This is a genomic window from uncultured Friedmanniella sp. (assembly GCF_964244285.1).
In the GTDB taxonomy this organism is placed as follows: domain Bacteria; phylum Actinomycetota; class Actinomycetes; order Propionibacteriales; family Propionibacteriaceae; genus Microlunatus.
In genome coordinates this window covers 252541-268437 of sequence record NZ_CAXTHT010000003.1, presented here as the reverse complement: position 1 = coordinate 268437, position 15897 = coordinate 252541, and the positions used below count along the sequence as shown (strand labels likewise).

At 72.8% G+C, this 15897-nt stretch carries 13 protein-coding genes and 1 pseudogene; 9 read left to right on the top strand and 5 right to left on the bottom strand.

Translation table 11 applies throughout. From position 1 onward, the window contains the following. The first annotated feature begins 17 nt into the window (after positions 1-17). From ACFE7W_RS09300 to ACFE7W_RS09290, 3 genes and pseudogenes are all read left to right on the top strand, one after another. Entirely contained in the window at positions 18-776 is a 759-nt protein-coding gene (locus ACFE7W_RS09300; RefSeq protein ID WP_375424482.1) for an exodeoxyribonuclease III, read from the top strand. A gap of 40 nt (positions 777-816) precedes the next feature. Further along, complete coding sequence (map, locus tag ACFE7W_RS09295) at positions 817-1581, top strand: type I methionyl aminopeptidase (protein ID WP_375424481.1); 765 nt, start codon at positions 817-819, stop codon at positions 1579-1581. Between the two features lie 6 nt (positions 1582-1587). Next, positions 1588-2283: pseudogene (locus tag ACFE7W_RS09290) on the top strand (DUF429 domain-containing protein). 9 nt (positions 2284-2292) lie between these two features. Here the strand turns inward: ACFE7W_RS09290 and ACFE7W_RS09285 are convergent. Further along, the gene (locus ACFE7W_RS09285; RefSeq protein WP_375424480.1) at positions 2293-3339 is read right to left on the bottom strand and encodes a peptidoglycan-binding protein; all 1047 of its coding nucleotides are present in this window, start codon (positions 3337-3339) and stop codon (positions 2293-2295) included. A gap of 243 nt (positions 3340-3582) precedes the next feature. Between ACFE7W_RS09285 and ACFE7W_RS09280 the strand changes: the two genes are divergently transcribed. Then, the gene (locus tag ACFE7W_RS09280) at positions 3583-4890 is read left to right on the top strand and encodes an MFS transporter (protein WP_375424479.1); all 1308 of its coding nucleotides are present in this window, start codon (positions 3583-3585) and stop codon (positions 4888-4890) included. Here ACFE7W_RS09280 and ACFE7W_RS09275 read toward each other — a convergent pair. After that, entirely contained in the window at positions 4847-4987 is a 141-nt protein-coding gene (locus ACFE7W_RS09275) for a hypothetical protein (RefSeq protein ID WP_375424478.1), read from the bottom strand. The two genes, ACFE7W_RS09280 and ACFE7W_RS09275, sit on opposite strands and share 44 nt — an antisense overlap. Positions 4988-5167: 180 nt before the next feature. Here ACFE7W_RS09275 and ACFE7W_RS09270 point away from each other — a divergent pair, with 180 nt between their 5' ends. Together ACFE7W_RS09270 and ACFE7W_RS09265 are read left to right on the top strand one after the other, a co-directional pair. Next, the gene (locus ACFE7W_RS09270; RefSeq protein ID WP_375424477.1) at positions 5168-6607 is read left to right on the top strand and encodes a flavin-containing monooxygenase; all 1440 of its coding nucleotides are present in this window, start codon (positions 5168-5170) and stop codon (positions 6605-6607) included. Beyond that, positions 6604-7449: an SDR family NAD(P)-dependent oxidoreductase gene (locus ACFE7W_RS09265; RefSeq protein ID WP_375424476.1), complete on the top strand. Its 846-nt coding sequence runs from the start codon at positions 6604-6606 to the stop codon at positions 7447-7449. The genes ACFE7W_RS09270 and ACFE7W_RS09265 overlap by 4 nt, the downstream gene beginning before the upstream one ends. A 6-nt stretch (positions 7450-7455) precedes the next feature. Here ACFE7W_RS09265 and ACFE7W_RS09260 read toward each other — a convergent pair whose 3' ends face one another. Together ACFE7W_RS09260 and dnaB are read right to left on the bottom strand one after the other, a co-directional pair. Next, positions 7456-8010, bottom strand: a complete 555-nt coding sequence (locus tag ACFE7W_RS09260) for a GNAT family N-acetyltransferase (RefSeq protein ID WP_375424475.1) — start codon at positions 8008-8010, stop codon at positions 7456-7458. Between the two features lie 2 nt (positions 8011-8012). Next, complete coding sequence (gene dnaB / locus ACFE7W_RS09255; protein WP_375424860.1) at positions 8013-9371, bottom strand: replicative DNA helicase; 1359 nt, start codon at positions 9369-9371, stop codon at positions 8013-8015. 552 nt (positions 9372-9923) lie between these two features. Between dnaB and ACFE7W_RS09250 the strand changes: the two genes are divergently transcribed. The 3 genes from ACFE7W_RS09250 to ACFE7W_RS09240 are packed head-to-tail and all read left to right on the top strand — an operon-like array spanning position 9924 to position 12742. Beyond that, positions 9924-10280 carry a metal-sensitive transcriptional regulator gene (locus tag ACFE7W_RS09250; protein ID WP_375424474.1) on the top strand — a complete coding sequence of 119 codons (357 nt, stop codon included), beginning with the start codon at positions 9924-9926 and terminating at the stop codon, positions 10278-10280. Between the two features lie 19 nt (positions 10281-10299). After that, entirely contained in the window at positions 10300-10530 is a 231-nt protein-coding gene (locus tag ACFE7W_RS09245; RefSeq protein ID WP_375424473.1) for a heavy-metal-associated domain-containing protein, read from the top strand. A gap of 1 nt (position 10531) precedes the next feature. Beyond that, entirely contained in the window at positions 10532-12742 is a 2211-nt protein-coding gene (locus ACFE7W_RS09240; protein ID WP_375424472.1) for a heavy metal translocating P-type ATPase, read from the top strand. A gap of 98 nt (positions 12743-12840) precedes the next feature. Here the strand turns inward: ACFE7W_RS09240 and ACFE7W_RS09235 are convergent, their stop codons facing one another. Further along, positions 12841-15810 (bottom strand): LysM peptidoglycan-binding domain-containing protein, encoded by a 2970-nt coding sequence (locus ACFE7W_RS09235; RefSeq protein ID WP_375424471.1) that lies wholly within the window; start codon positions 15808-15810, stop codon positions 12841-12843. Positions 15811-15897 lie beyond the last annotated feature (87 nt).

Here is a 15897-nt window from a genome sequence, read left to right as displayed (position 1 = left end):
GCTGGGAGGATGGTCGGATGCGCATCGCGACCTGGAACGTCAACTCGATCGGCGCCCGACTGCCCCGGCTGCTGGACTGGCTCGAGACCCGGCAGCCCGATGTCGCCGCGCTGCAGGAGACCAAGTGCGCCGACGCGAGCTTCCCGCACGCCGAGGTGGCGGCGGCGGGCTATGAGGTGATGCACGTCGGAGACGGCAGGTGGAACGGGGTCGCCATCCTGTCCCGGGTCGGCCTGGAACCGGTCTCCAGCGCCCTGCCGGGGATGACCGAGCCGCGGTACGCGTCGGCGGAGTGCGGAGGCCTGCGGGTGACGAGTGTCTACGTCCCGAACGGACGGGCGGTCGAGGACCCGCAGTACCCGTACAAGCTCGCGTGGTTCGCCGCCCTGCGCGCCTCGCTGGACCAGGTGCCGGTCGGGACGCCGCAGGTGCTGATGGGCGACTTCAACGTCGCCCGGACCGACGCCGACGTCTGGGACCCGCGGCTGTTCGTCGGTTCGACCCACGTCACCCCCGAAGAACGGTCGGCGATGGACGCCCTGGTCGCGGCCGGCCTGACCGACGTGGTCGCCCGCCCGGGCAAGAACGACCGGCCGTACACCTACTGGGACTACCGCGCCGGTCGGTTCCACTCCGACCAGGGGATGCGGATCGACTACGTGCTGGCCAGCGACGGCATCCGGGTCGACGACGCCTACGTCGACCGGGAGGCGCGCAAGGGCAAGCTGCCCTCCGACCACGCGCCGATCGTCGTGGACTGCACGCTCGGGTCGTGACCAGCCGGGTCCGGGTCGAGCGGGCTGGCAGACTGGGGCGGTGATCGAGTACCGAACCCCGACCGAGATCGAGCAGATGCGGCCGGCCGGACGCTTCGTGGCGGACGTGCTGGACGCGTTGCGCGACGCCGCCGACGTCGGGGTGAACCTGCTGGAGCTCGACGAGCTGGCGCACCGGATGATCACCGACCGGGGTGCGGTCTCCTGCTACATCGACTACCACCCCTCGTTCGGGGCCAGCCCGTTCGGCAAGGTCCTGTGCACGTCGGTCAACGACGCCGTGCTGCACGGTCTGCCGCACGACTACACGCTGGTGGACGGTGACGTGCTCAGCGTCGACTTCGCCGCCTCCGTCGACGGCTGGGTCTCCGACTCCGCACTCACGGTGGCGGTGGGCACCCCTCGGAACGAGGACCTCGAGCTGATCGCGACCACCGAGCGGGCCCTGCTCGCCGGGATCGAGGCGGCCCAGCCCGGCAACAAGATCGGCGACATCTCGTTCGCGATCGCCCGGGTCGCCACCCAGGCCGGCTACAAGATCAACACCGACTTCGGCGGCCACGGCGTCGGCCGGACGATGCACGGCGATCCGCACGTTCCCAACGACGGTCGCCGCGGCCGAGGTCTGCCGCTGCGGCCCGGACTGGTGATCGCGATCGAGCCCTGGTTCTGCGAGTCGACCGACAAGATCTACACCGACCCCGACGGCTGGACGCTGCGCAGCCGGGACGGCTCCCGCGGCGCCCACTCCGAGCACACCATCGCCGTCACCCCCGACGGCCCGCTGGTCCTGACGGCCCGCTGACCCGGGATGTCGCCCCCCGGACGGGTACTCGGGGTCGATGGCTGCCCCGACGGCTGGGTCGCAGTGGCGCCAGATCCCGACCGAGCGCGCGTCTACGCCGCTGCGACGCTGGCCGGGCTGCTCGAGCGGGTCACCGCCGACGGGCCCGTGGCCGCTCTGGGGGTGGACATGCCGATCGGCCTGTCCGACCAGGGTCCCCGCTAGGCCGACCTCGTCGCCCGCGCCGCGCTGGGCGCTCGCCGAGCGTCGATCTTCCTGGCCCCCGTCCGCGCGGCCGTCGAGGCCGACGACTACGCGGCGGCGACCGCGGCGCACCGGACCGCGACCGGGCAGGGTCTCTCCCGTCAGGCGTACGGACTGGTCACCAAGATTCGCGAGGTGGACTGGTGGTGGCGAACCACGGGAATACCGGTAATCGAGGTGCACCCGGAGCTGAGCTTCGCCACTTTGGCCGGTGCGCCGATGCGGCACGGCAAGAAGACCTGGGCCGGGGCGGTGGAACGCCGGCGCCGGCTGGCCACGGCGGGGATCACGATCGACGGCGACCTGGGCCCCGACCCCGGCCGGGCGGGCGTCGACGACGTTCTCGACGCCGGAGCAGCGGCGTGGACGATGCTGCGCTGGGCCGCAGGAACGGCGAGGTCGTTGCCTGACCCACCCGAGCCGATGCCGGACGGAGTGGCCTGCGCCATCTGGGTCTGACCGCTGGTGTCAGCGGTAGACGATCACCTTGTCGCCCACCCGGACCTGGGCGAAGAGCGTCTGGATCGCAGCCATGTTCCTCACGTTCACACACCCGTGCGAGGCCCCGTTGTAGCCACGGGCGGCGAAGTCGGAGGAGTAGTGCACGGCCTGACCGCCGCTGAAGAACATCGCGTACGGCATGGAGGTGTGGTAGATCGTCGAGACGTGGTAGCGGGACTTCCAGCCCACCCGGAACGCGCCCTCGCGGGTCGGGAGCTCGGCGGAGCCGAAGCGGACGTCGGTCCGCAGCTGGGCGTGCCCATCGATCACCCAGACCAGGGTGTTCTTGGTCTTGCTGACACACATCGCCCGTCCGGTCAGGCAGCGGGAGTCCAGCCCGGCGGTGGTCGCCTTCGGTGCCCGGTTGTGCAGCTGGTCCGAGGTGGGCGTCCGGGTCATCGCGGTCAGCCGGTCCCAGGTGCGCTGGTCCACCTCGCCGGTGACCGGGATCGCGCGCTTGCCCTGGAAGCCGCGGACCGCGGCGACGGTGACCGAGCCGTAGGTCCCGGTGACCGAACCGGGAAACCAGGCGATCTGCTTGAGCCGGGCCTGCAGCTCGCGCACCCGGTCACCCGAGGAGGCGGAGCGCATCAGGGCGGGACCGGGCGTCAGGCGGTTGTGCAGCTGGTCGTCGGTCGGCGTCCGCGTGCGCTTGACCAGCGCCGACCAGGTGGCCTGGTCGACCGCGCCGGTGGCGTCGAGGTCCCGCTTCTTCTGGAAGCCGACCACCGCCTTGACCGTCGAGGCGCGGTAGCGGCCGGTGATGCTGCCGGCGTACCAGTCGAGCTGGCGGAGACGGTGCTGCAGCTGGCGGACCTTGGTACCGGAGTCCCCTGAGCTGAGCAGCGCCGCCGGGGCCGGGTCGCTTTTCGGCTTGGGCTTCGGCTTCGGCTGTGCCGACTTCTTCGTGGTGGCCGTCGGCGTCGTCGTGGTGGTCCCGGCTGGGTCCGCCGGCGCGCTGGCCGGACCCGACGCCGACGGCAGCGGACCGGTGGATCCGGTGAGGTCGCTCACGGCGCACCCTGCCGTCAGCAGAACCAGTACCGTCAGTCCTGCGAACTTCGGTCGGACAACCATGGCCGGCCCCTCTGCGTCGACGTGTGGACAGATCGTAGACGAAGGAGGGGTGGTCGCCCCCTTCGTTCACGGTCTGTCGCGCGATGGCCTGCCGGGAATGCACCGGCCATCCGCGCGGTTGCCAGCGACGAGGACACCGCCGACCTTGTCCGGTACTCCACCCGCTCGCGAAGGTCGACCATGACGCCCTCGTCCACCGCCCCCGCTACGGCCGCCCCGTCGGCCGTGACGGAGCAGGGCCCTCCCCCACTGTCTGCCGCCCGCCGTCGGCTGGCCCTGCTGGCCCTCGCGCTGGGCGGTTTCGGTATCGGGGCCACCGAGTTCGTGGCCATGGGCCTGCTGCCGGACCTCGCGCGCGACCTGCTTCCCGGGCTCGTCACCGCTGATCCGGCCGCCGCGGTCGCGCGCGCCGGCTGGCTGATCAGCGCTTACGCGCTGGGCGTGGTGGTCGGCGCACCCGTCTTCGCGATCCTCTCCGTCCGGCTGCCCCGCAAGACCCTGCTGCTGCTGCTGATGGCCGTCCTGGCCGGGGGCACCGTCGCGTCGGCGGTCCTACCCAGCTTCGGCCTGGTGCTGCTGGCCCGCTTCGTCGCCGCGCTGCCGCACGGCGCCTACTTCGGGACGGCGGCGCTGGTGGCCGGGCGGCTGATGGGTCCGGGAAACCAGGGCAAGGGGATCGCCTTCGTGCTCAGCGGCCTGACGCTGGCCAACGTGGTCGGCGTGCCGGTGATCACCTGGGTCGGGCAGCTGGCGGGCTGGCGCACCGCCTACCTCGTGGTGGCCGGGCTCTTCGTCTTGACGCTGGTGGCGATCGTGCTCGCCGTCCCTCGCCAGCCGGCCCCGGCCCAGGCGTCGGTGCGCACCGAGCTGCGGGTGTTCCGGCTGCCGCAGCTGTGGCTGATGATGGGTGTCGGCGCCATCGGCTTCGGCGGGTTCTTCGCGGTCTACACCTACATCGCGCAGGTCGTCGTGGTCGAGGCCGGGCTGCCGGCGCGGGCGGTGCCCTGGGTGCTCGCGTGCTTCGGTGTCGGCATGGTCGGCGGCAACCTGGTCGGCGGCTGGGCCGCGGACCGGAACCTGCGACGGACGGTGCTGCTCGGTTTCCCGGTGTTCCTGGCCGCGCTCGCGGGAATGGCGCTGCTCGGCGGCACGCGGTGGGGCGTCTTCGCGGGGGCCTTCGCGGTCGGGGCGGCGAACATGCTGCTCATCCCCGCCGTGCAGGCGCGGCTGATCGCCGTCTCCGGCGACGCCCAGCTGCTCGGGGCCGCGCTGGTGCACTCGGCACTCAACGTGGCCAACAGCCTCGGTGCCGCACTGGGCGGCCTGGTGATCGCCGCCGGCTACGGCTACCTCGCCCCCAGCTGGATGGGACTCGGACTGGGGGTGCTCGGCCTGGTCCTGGCGCTGGCGAGCTTCAGCTACGAGGACAGGACCAGGGCGACCACTACTTCTTCCGGGAACCGGCCAGCTTGGACAGTCCGTCCTTGATCTTGCGCTGGTTCTCCGGCTTGGACAGCTCGCGCTGCGCCACCTGGATCACCTTCGCGACGATGGCACCCTTGACGAGCCCACGAACCAAACCCATGTCGTCCTCCTCAGCACCCCGTCGCCGATGCGAGCGGGTGGGTACCGAATCTAGTCGGCGCCTCGTCGCGACGACGGGTGACCCGGGGCGTCGGAGCGCAAACTCCGGGGTAGAACCGGGGGGATCCCGAGGGCCCGGCCGCCACCACGGTCCTCTCTCCGCCGAGGGCAGACTGTCTTCATGACTCACGACGTCGACGTCCTGGTGGTCGGGGCAGGCGTCTCGGGCATCGGCGCGGCGTACCGGCTGCAGACCGAGTGCCCCGACCACAGCTACGCGGTGCTGGAGGGCCGGGACGCGGTCGGCGGCACCTGGGACCTGTTCCGCTACCCCGGCGTCCGCTCCGACTCCGACGTCTACACCTTCTGCTACCCCTTCCGGCCGTGGGACGGCGAGCAGACGCTGGCCGACGGCGAGAGCATCCGCCGCTACCTGGAGCAGGTGGCGGCCGAGAACGGCATCGACCGGCAGATCCGGTTCGGCACCCGCGTCCGGCACGCCGCCTGGTCATCGGCGACCGGACGCTGGACGGTCACCGCGGAGCGGGGCGGCCTGGTCGAGACCTGGTCGTGCCGCTTCCTGTACGCCTGCTCGGGCTACTACGACTACACCGGCGGCTACACCCCACACTTCCCCGGCGCGGCCGACTTCACCGGTGAGGTGGTGCATCCGCAGTCGTGGCCGGAGGGCCTCACCACCCGCGGCCGACGGGTCGTGGTCATCGGGTCGGGGGCGACGGCCATGACCCTGGTGCCGGCCCTGGCCCGCGACGGCGCCCACGTGACGATGCTGCAGCGCACCCCCACCTGGGTCGTCTCCCAGCGCCAGAACGACCCGCTCACGCAGCGGATCAAGCGGCGGCTGCCCCCGAAGCTGGCCCACCGGCTGATCCGCGCCCGGCACCTGGCCATCACCCAGGGCTTCTACCAGCTGACGCGACGGCGGCCCGACCTGGCCCGGTCGTACCTGAGCAAGCCGGTAGTCGGCCGGATGGGCGCGGCTTACGCCGCCGAGCACTTCACACCGAGCTACGACCCGTGGGACCAACGGCTCTGCGTGATCCCCGACAGCGACCTGCTGAAGGCCGTCGTCCGCGGTGAGGTCGAGGTGGTCACGGACCGGATCGACCGTCTCGTCCCGGACGGGATCCGGCTGGCGTCGGGTCGGGTGTTGGCGGCCGACCTCATCGTCACCGCGACCGGCCTGGTGATGAAGCTGCTCAGCGGCTTCGACCTCGAGGTCGACGGGGTGCCGGTGGTGCTGCCCGAGCGGGCGGTCTACCGGGGCCTGATGCTGGACGGCGTGCCCAACTTCGCCGTCGCCATCGGCTACGTGAACGCCTCCTGGACGTTGCGCGCCGACCTCTCCAGCCGCTACGTCTGCCGCTACCTGCGCTACCTCGACCGGCACGCACTTGCCTTCGGGCACCCCGTCCGACCGCCCGGTCTGGAGGAGAAGCCCGTGATGCCGCTGAGCTCCGGTTACGTGCAGCGGGCGGCGAACCTGCCCGTCCAGGGTTCGACCGACCCCTGGACCGTGCCGCAGAACTACCTGCTGGACACGCTGCGGATGCGGCGCGCCCGGATCGGCGCCGACATGGCCTTCGAGGTGGCCCCGTGACCCGGCTGGCGCCGTACGTCTTCGCCGGCGGGACGGCCGTGGTCACGGGAGCCGCGGGCGGAATGGGCGAACAGCTGGCCCGGCTGCTCGCCGACCGCGGCAGCGCCCTGGTGCTCGTCGACCGTGACGCCGACCGGTTGGCCGCCGTCGTGGCTGCCATCCGGGCCGCCCACCCCGCGCTCGACGTCAGCTCGCGCGTGGTCGACCTGGCCGAGCCCGAGCAGGTCACCGCGCTCGCCGACTGGATCCTGGCCGAGCACCCGCGGCCGACGCTGCTGGTCAACAACGCGGGCGTGGCTCTCGCCGGCCGGTTCGACCAGCTGACCATGACCGAGTTCGACTGGGTGCTGCAGGTCAACTTCGCCGCCCCGGTAGCCCTGACCCACGCCCTGCTGCCTGCGCTCCTGGCCTCACCGGGCAGCCACATCGTGAACCTCTCCAGCCTGTACGGGCTGGTGGCCCCGGCCGGTCAGACCGCCTACGCGGCCAGCAAGTTCGCGCTCCGCGGCTTCAGCCAGGCCCTCGGCGGTGAGCTGGAACGCTGCGGCGTCGGCGTGACCACCGTCCACCCCGGCGGCATCCGCACCCGGATCGCCGAGACGGCGCGCATCGCCGCCGCGGCGTCACCCGCCCAGGCCGAGGCCGGCAAGGCACGGATGGCGAAGCTGCTGACCTACCCGGCCGACCGGGCGGCGGCCGAGATCCTGGACGGCGTCCAGCACCGTCGGCCCCGGGTGCTGATCACGCGGACCGCGACGGCGCTCGACCTGCTGTCCCGGCTGCTGCCGGTCGGCCACCAGCGGCTGCTCACCCGGCTGTCTCTCGGCGCACGACGGCGCTGAGGGCCCTCAGTCCCGGACGGGCAACAGCACGACGTCGGGGGCGGGGTCGTCGAGCAGCCGGGCGTGGGTCTCGACGTCGTAGCGGAGATCGCCGTAGGCCAGCTTCGAGCGCTCGACCCCCTCGGCGGCGAAGCCGGCCCGGAGCGCCACCCCGCACGAGGCCGGGTTGTCCGTGCGGTGGCCGAGCTCGAGGCGGATCAGTCGCAGCTCGGCGAAGGCCCAGACCGCCGCCGTGGCCAGGGCTCGGGTGGCGATCCCGCGGCCACGGACCGGGCCGGCCAACCAGTAGGACAGCCAGGCGGTGCTGTGCCGGTGCTCGATCTGGGCGACGCTGACGTTGCCGACCGCCCAGCCGTCGACGGCGACGGCGAAGTGCCGTTCGGTCACGCTGGGGGGCGCCAGATGGTCTGCGAGGAACTGCGTGCAGGCCGCCTCGTCGGTGAGGTCGAGCCCGCCGAACTGGCGGTCCAGGTCGTCGCTGCTCCGGACGGCCGCTCGGAGGTCGACCGCGTCGTCGAGCGTCCACGCACGCAACACCACCTCCGCCTGGTCAGCGGCCACGCTCAGTGCTGCATGTCGGTGAAGCGGGAGTAGTGGCCCTGGAAGGCGACGGTGATGGTCTTCGTCGGCCCGTTGCGGTGCTTGGCCACGTCGATGTCGGCCTCGCCGGCGCGGTCGGACTCCTTGTCGTGGATGTCGGGCCGGTTGAGCAGCACCACCATATCGGCATCCTGCTCGAGCGATCCGGACTCGCGGAGGTCGGAGAGCATCGGCTTCTTGTCGGTGCGCTGCTCGGGGCCACGGTTCAGCTGGGAGAGGGCGACCACGGGCACCTCGAGCTCCTTCGCCAGCAGCTTGAGCTGGCGGGAGAACTCGCTGACCTCCAGCTGACGCGACTCGACCTTCTTGCCCGAGGTCATCAGCTGGATGTAGTCGATCACCACGAGCTTGAGGTCGTGGCGTTGCTTCAGCCGCCGCGCCTTGGCCCGGATCTCCACCATGGTCAGGTTGGGCGAGTCGTCGATGAACATCGGCGCCTCGGAGACCTGTCCCATCTTGGTCGCGACCCGGCTCCAGTCGTCGTCACTCATCCGGCCGCCGCGGATGTGGGACAGCGGGATCGAGGCCTCCGCCGACAGCAGTCGCATGGTGATCTCGATCTGGCTCATCTCGAGGCTGAAGATCACCGACGTCAAGCCGTGCTTGATCGACGCCGACCGAGCCAGGTCCAGCGCCAGGGTGCTCTTGCCCATTCCGGGTCGAGCCGCCACGATCACCATCTGGCCGGGGTGCAGGCCGTTGGTGAGGTCGTCGAGCTCGGCGAAGCCGGTGGGGACGCCGCCCAGGTTGCCGCCGCGGGAGCTGATGGCCTCCATCTCGTCGAGGGTGGGCTGCATCAGCTCCGAGAGCGGCTTGTAGTCCTCCGCTGCGCTGCGGTCGGTGACGGCGTAGACCGCAGCCTGGGCCTGGTCGACGATCCCGTCCACGTCGCCCTCGCCGGCGTAGGAGAGCTGGCCGATCCGGATGGAGGCGTCGACCAGCCTCCGCAGAATGGCCTTCTCGCGGACGATCTCGGCGTAGTAGCCGGCGTTCGCGGCCACCGGTACCGCGGACAGCAGGGTGTGCAGGTAGGGGGCGCCACCGAGGCGGACCAGCTGGCCGCGCTTGCCGAGCTCGGCGGACACGGTGATCGCGTCGGCCGGCTCGCCGCGTCCGTAGAGGTCCAGGACCGCGTCGTAGACCTGTTCGTGGGCGGGCCGGTAGAAGTCGCTGCCCCGCAGGACCTCGACCACGTCGGCGATCGCGTCCTTGCTCATCAGCATGGCGCCGAGCACGCACTGCTCGGCGTCCATATCCTGGGGTGGCACCCGGTCCGGCGCCGGGCCGGAACCTCGCGGCGCCTCGTCCCGGTACGGTGTCATGACCTCGGCCAGACTCACGCCGCTCCACACTCCTTCTCTGGTGGGTCGCCCCGTTCCGACCGGTGCCAGGGGTCGCACGACCGGGACGTGGCGGCATGGAGATTCCACGTCCTCGCACTCTAAATTGCACCGCTGACATTTCCGGTGCCCTCGGCCCCCCGGCGAGATCTTCGGACACGTTACGCCGCGCGGCCGGACCCTCCAAGACCTCTGTCCACAGGGGTTGTGCACAACCGAGGAGTATCTGTGGGGGACACGCGGGCGGCCTGTGCAGAGGTCGGGGACGAGCTGGGGACAGCGCGCGAGGCGCTGCCTGAATCTTTCTCTGACCAGGGAAGATGCCGCGGCTCGTCGGTGGAGGAAAGTCGCCGCCAGGAAATTGTGACGCCGTCTGGCTCGGCGAGCGGCGCTTGACAGGCCGCTGCCGGGCGGCTATGTCCACAGCCTGAACGACCGGCTGTGGACAGAAGACTGAGGGTCGCTCAGCAGCAGAACGCCTGACCAGAGGCCGCTTCGAGTGACGTCCCTTATACCCCGGGGGGGTACACTGGGATGGTGTCGACTTCACTCCCTACTGAGACGCCACTCCCCACGGAGACTCCGCTCCCCACGGAGACCTCGCCCGCACCTCACGGGTACATCGCCCACAAGGGCGACCACCTGCGTCGGCTGCGACGGATCGAGGGTCAGGCCCGGGGGTTGCAGAAGATGGTCGAGGAGGAGAAGTACTGCATCGACATCTTGACCCAGGTGTCGGCGATGACCAGCGCCCTGCAGTCGGTGGCTCTGGGGCTGCTCGACGAACACCTGGCGCACTGCGTGGCCGGTGCCCTCTCCCGGGGAGGTGACGAGGCCGACGCCAAGCTGGCGGAGGCCTCGGCCGCCATCGCCCGTCTCGTCCGCTCCTGAGCTCGAAAGGCCCCACCCGATGTCCTCCGAAGACCTGCCCGTCCGCCACGCCGAGTACCGCGTGCAGGGCATGACCTGCCAGCACTGCGTCTCCGCCGTCACCGCCGAGGTGGAGGCGGTGTCCGGCGTGACGGGCGTCCAGGTCGACCTGTCCCGCGGTCTGCTGCGGGTCACCAGCGGACCCGAGGTGTCGCGGACCGCGGTGGCCTCGGCCGTGGACGAGGCCGGCTACGCCCTCGTCGAGGACTGAGATGGCCCCCACCGTCCCGGTACGCACCAGCACCGCTGGGCCCGCGGCACGTCAGCTGGTCGAGCTCGACGTCACCGGGATGACCTGCGCCTCCTGCGCCGCGCGGATCGAGAAAAAGCTCAACCGGATGGACGGCGTGCACGCAGACGTCAACTACGCCACGGAACGGGCGACCGTGCACGCACCGGCCGGCGTCGACGCGACGGACCTGATCGCCACCATCGAGCGCACCGGCTACGGCGCGTCACGGTCCGTGCCCGAGGATCGCGACCCTGGGGCCTCGCTGCGGGCACTGCGTCGGCGGACGCTCGTCGCCGGCGTCCTGGCCGCCCCGGTGGTGGTCCTGGGCATGGTGCCGGCCGCCGCCTTCCCCGGCTCGACCTGGCTCGCGCTGCTGCTGACCCTGGGGGTCGTCGGCTGGGCCGGCTGGCCGTTCCATCGCGGCGCCGCGCTCAACCTGCGGCACGGCAGCACCACGATGGACACCCTGATCTCGCTGGGTACTCTGGCCGCGACGATCTGGTCGATCTACGCCCTGCTGGCGGGAACGGGACACCTCTACCTCGAGGTGGCCGCCGGCGTCACGACGCTGGTCCTGCTTGGCCGCTACCTGGAAGCCCGGGCCAAGCGCCGGGCCGGAGCCGCCGTCCGCGCGCTGCTGGAGCTCACCCCGGCCGAGGCGACCGTGCTGCACGACGGGGTGGAGCAACGAGTTCCCGCGGCCACCCTGCGGACCGGCGACCGGTTCGTGGTCCGGCCCGGCGAGACCTTCGCCGCCGACGGCCAGGTGCTGGCCGGCCGGAGCGCCGCCGACACCTCGATGGTCACCGGCGAGGTCGTTCCGGTCGAGCTGGGCGTCGGCGACGCCGTCGTGGGTGGCTGCCTGAACACCTACGGCCGACTCGAGGTCGCGGCCACCCACGTCGGCGCCGACAGCCAGCTGGCGCAGATCGCCCGGCTCGTCGAGGCGGCGCAGAGCGGCAAGGCCGCGGTGCAGCGGCTGGCGGACCGGATCTCGAGTGTCTTCGTCCCGGTGGTGATGGGGTTGGCGCTGCTCACCCTGGCCGGCTGGCTGCTGTCCGGGTCCGGAGCGTCCACCGCGTTCAGCGCCGCCGTGGCCGTGCTGATCATCGCCTGCCCGTGCGCACTGGGCCTGGCCACGCCGACCGCACTCCTGGTCGGCACCGGAAGGGGAGCGCAGCTCGGGATCGTCATCCGCGGCCCGGAGGTGCTGGAGTCCTCTTCTCGGATCGACACGGTCGTGCTCGACAAGACCGGCACGGTCACCGAGGGCCGGATGAGCGTCGTCGACGTGATCGCGGTCGACGCCCGCGAGGCCGACGTGCTGCGGCTCGCCGGGGCAGCCGAGTCCGGGTCCGAGCACCCGATCGCCCGGGCCATCGCCGCGCACGCGGCCATGCAAGGACCGCTGCCGGTGGTCCGCACCCTCACCAACCTCCCCGGGCTCGGCGTGCTGGCCGAGCTGTCCGACGCGCAGATGGCTAGAGCCCCCGCAGAGTCGGACACGTCGGTGGTGGTGGGGCAGCCGGAGCTGCTGCTCGGCGAGGGGCTGGTCGTCGGGGCTGAGGCGGCGGCGGCGTACGCGGGGGTCCAGGCGGCGGGACGGACGGCCGTGCTGGTGGGCTGGGACGGGGCCGCCCGCGGCGTGCTGGCCGTCGCGGACACCCTGAAGCCGACCTCGGCGGAGGCCGTGGGCAGCTTCCGCGCCCTGGGTCTGCGGCCGGTGCTGCTCACCGGAGATCACCGCGCGGCGGCCGAGGCGGTCGCCGCCGAGGTGGGGATCGAGGAGGTCGTCGCCGGCGTCCGGCCCGAGGGCAAGGTGGCCGAGGTGCGCCGGCTGCAGGCCGCCGGGCACCGGGTGGCCATGGTGGGCGACGGGGTCAACGACGCCGCCGCCCTGGCCCAGGCCGACCTCGGCATCGCCCTCGGTACCGGGACGGACGCAGCCATCCAGGCCAGCGACCTGACCCTGGTCCGCGGCGACCTGCGGGCGGCCGCCGAGGCGGTCGGGCTGGCCCGGGCCACGCTGCGGACGATCAAGGGCAACCTGTTCTGGGCCTTCGCCTATAACGTCGCCGCGATCCCGCTGGCCGCGTCCGGGCTGCTGAACCCGCTCTACGCCGGCGCGGCGATGGCGCTGAGCTCGCTGTTCGTGGTCAGCAACAGCCTCCGGCTGCGCCGGTTCCGCTGAGACCGAGTCAGCCGGGGCCACGGCACCGCGACCGCAACGTCACGAGGGCGCGCCGAAGGTCTGGGTCTCGAGCAGGGCACCGACCGTCCGGGGGCTGGTCAGGCCAACCGGGCCCGGACCCGGCCCTCGACCACCTCCTGCAGCAGCACGACGGTCTGCTCGTCGAGGTCGACACCGAGGCGTCGGGCCTGCGCCGCCAGCTGCAGGGTGAGGCGTTCGGTCTCGGCCGGGTTGCCCGCGAGGTGCTCCGTCCTGATCCGCGCCGTCAGCAGCTGCTCGTCCCCCGGTGCGGCCACCAGGGCCCGGGCGGCCGCCCACCGGGCCAGGTCGAGGTCCCCCTGGTCGAGCGCCCGCCGGGTCAGCTCGACCCCGACGTCGCGGACGCAGGAGATCATGTCGGTCCGCAGCTCCTCCGCCCAGTGCCACTGGCCGGGCGCCGCGTCGGCGAGCGGAGCTCCGCGGACGAGCTGCAGCGCCGCCCGCAGCGCGTCGTCACCGGCGCGGTCGACCCCGGTCGCGGTGAGGATCTGCAACCGCTGCCAGTCCGAGCTGACCGAGGGGTGCAGGGCGATCCGGCCGGTGTAGGCGTCCGGCAGGTAGGCGCGACCGTCCCCGCCCTCGCCCAGCCAGCTGCGGAGCCGGCTCATGTTCGAGCGCCGGGTGCCCTCGGCGACGGCCAGCGCGGCCGCCATCCCCTGGGCGGTGCGGCCGGGGTGCTCGAGCAGCCAGGCGCAGTACTCGAGGCACTGCTTGGCGGCTCGCGGCGGCAGCGGCCCGGTCGCACCCAGCAGCTCGACCGGCCCCAGGAGCAGCAGCGTGGGGTGGTCGACGGCGTCCGCACCATCGATCCGCCTCGCCGCCTGTGCCGCCACCTCGCCCCCATCCTCCGTCGTTGCTGTCTCCTCGCCGAACCTGGAGCCCAGGTAGGTGACGTTGTCGGGCGGCCGCTCCGGTTCGACCACCTGCCCCGCCCACCAGGGCGCCGGGGTGGTGTCGGTCCGCCCCGTCCCCTCGACCAGCTGGAGCACCGCCTCGGCCTCGTCGGGCTCCAGCCGCGCCGGCCGCAGCGGGAGGTCGTCAGGCAACAGCACGGCGCCGCGGGCTCCCGCCTCCCACCGCAGCGTCCAGGGTGCGCCGGCGTCGTGGCCGACCACCACGGCGGCGATCGTCACCCGTGGCTCGTCGAGGACGACCTGCTGGAGGCGTCGCCGCTGGTCCGCCGTCACCGGGTCGTGCACCAGGACCACCTCGGGCGTCCACGGGTCGGCGAGGTCGGGATCCAACCGGTGCTGGCCCAGGACCGGGTGCGGCTGGTGCCGGCGCTGCTCGGCCGCCCGCCGTTCCAGCCGGGCCAGGAGGTGGTCGACGTCGCTGGTGTGCGTCACGTCGTGACGCCCGAGCGCAGCCGGCAGCCGGTCCGAACCGCCGACCGTCGTGACGATGATCTCCTCTGCCCACGGCGAGAAGGAGAGGTCCACCGTCAGGGCCGCCAACACCCCGGCCGCCGCCTCGTTCTCGGCCTCGAGCTGCAGCAGTCCGAGACCCTCGAGGTCGACGAGCACCTGGCGGTCCCGGGCGTCGCGGCCCAGGGTCACCAGGCTGGGCCAGGGCCGCAGTGCCTCGTCGGCCCCCGGCACCGAGCGCAGGTAGCCGGCGTCGCCGGCGTCCAGCCGCCAGGACCGGCCCTCGACCCGGAACGGGACCGGCGCGGGGCCGTCCGCCTCGGCCATCACCAGCTCGATCTGCTCCTCACCGACGAGCACCAGCCGGAGCGCCGGCAGGGGCAGCTGCTGCGCCCGGCAGTGGGCACCGATGGCCCGCAGCGCCTGGTCGAGCGTCCGCAGGGTGAGCGGCCGCTGCCGCCGGCCGAGCGCCACCTCCAGGCGTTGCGTCGACGCCGGCGGATGGACGATCCGACGGCCTACCGGACGCGCCTGGAGCTGGAGCCCACGGCGACGGAGCAGCCCCGCCACCAGTCCGGCCGCGAGCAGCCCGCCGATCCCCGCGAGCGGCAGCACCGCGTCGGCCGCGGTGACGTGCTCCTCGACCGGTGCTGGTGCTGCTGGAGCCGCTGCCGTCGCCTCGGGCTCCGCGGTGGGTGGAGCGGTGGTGGGTGGAACAGTGGCGGGAGCCGTGGTGGGTGGGGCGGTCCTGGGTGAGGGCGGGGTGGGGGCCGGATCGCTCTTCGGGCGGACGGGGGCCGGCGCCGGGCCCCGCGTGTCGCCGCCCCGGGAAGGCGCGACGGGTGTCGTGGCCTTCGCCGCGGGCAGCGCCAGCCGGATGCCGGCCACGAGCTCGTCCGGGTCGTCGAGCTGAGCCCGGTTGGCGTGGTAGATCTCGGGCCAGCGGTCGGTGGAGCCGAGCTCGCGGTCGGCGATCTCGGACAGCGTCTCACCCGGTCGGACGGTCACGGTCCGCGCACTGCCGCCGGTCCCGTCGGCGTCGGCAGGGCTGTGGAGCTCGGGCACCGAGAGCCGCCAGCCCACGGTGAGCCGGTCCGGACCGCCCGTCAGCAGGTCGGGGTTGGCCCGGGCGATGAGCCGCCACTGCTGCCCGTCCCCGTAGTAGTGCTGGGCGAGGCTCCAGAGATCGTCTCCCGGCTCGACCATGTGCGTCCGGGTGGGCTCGGTCGGCGCCGGGGCGGTGACCGTCCTCATCGCTCGCGCCGGTGCTGCGCCGGGCCGGACGGGGGCTCGACTCGGGTGGATCGTCTCGGCCTGCGCAGCCGGGGCCAGCGGCACGGCGCCCGAGACGGCGGGCGCCGCGGACAAGGCCAGCACCGCAAGAATCAGCCCGGCCGCCACCCGTTGCGGACCGGCCAGACCCGGCAGCCGGATCCGGATCCGCGAGCGGGAGATCACCCTCACCAGCTCGGTGAGGACCGAGAGCGCGAAGACCGCCCAGGCCAGCCAGCCGACCACGGTGATCAGCGCCAGGACGATGGAGCCGTCGTCGGGCCGCGTCAGGGCACGGACCAGAGCGCCCCAGCCGGGGTCGACCGGCAGCAGCGGACCCCCGAGCCGGACCAGCGCCATCGGCACGCCGACCAGCAGGGTCGCCAGCACCACGAGGGCACCACCACTTCGCCACACCCGGGACAACGGCCGCCCCCCTTTCACGCGTCGGCCCCAGCCTGGCCGAGGCGGGCCCGCCAC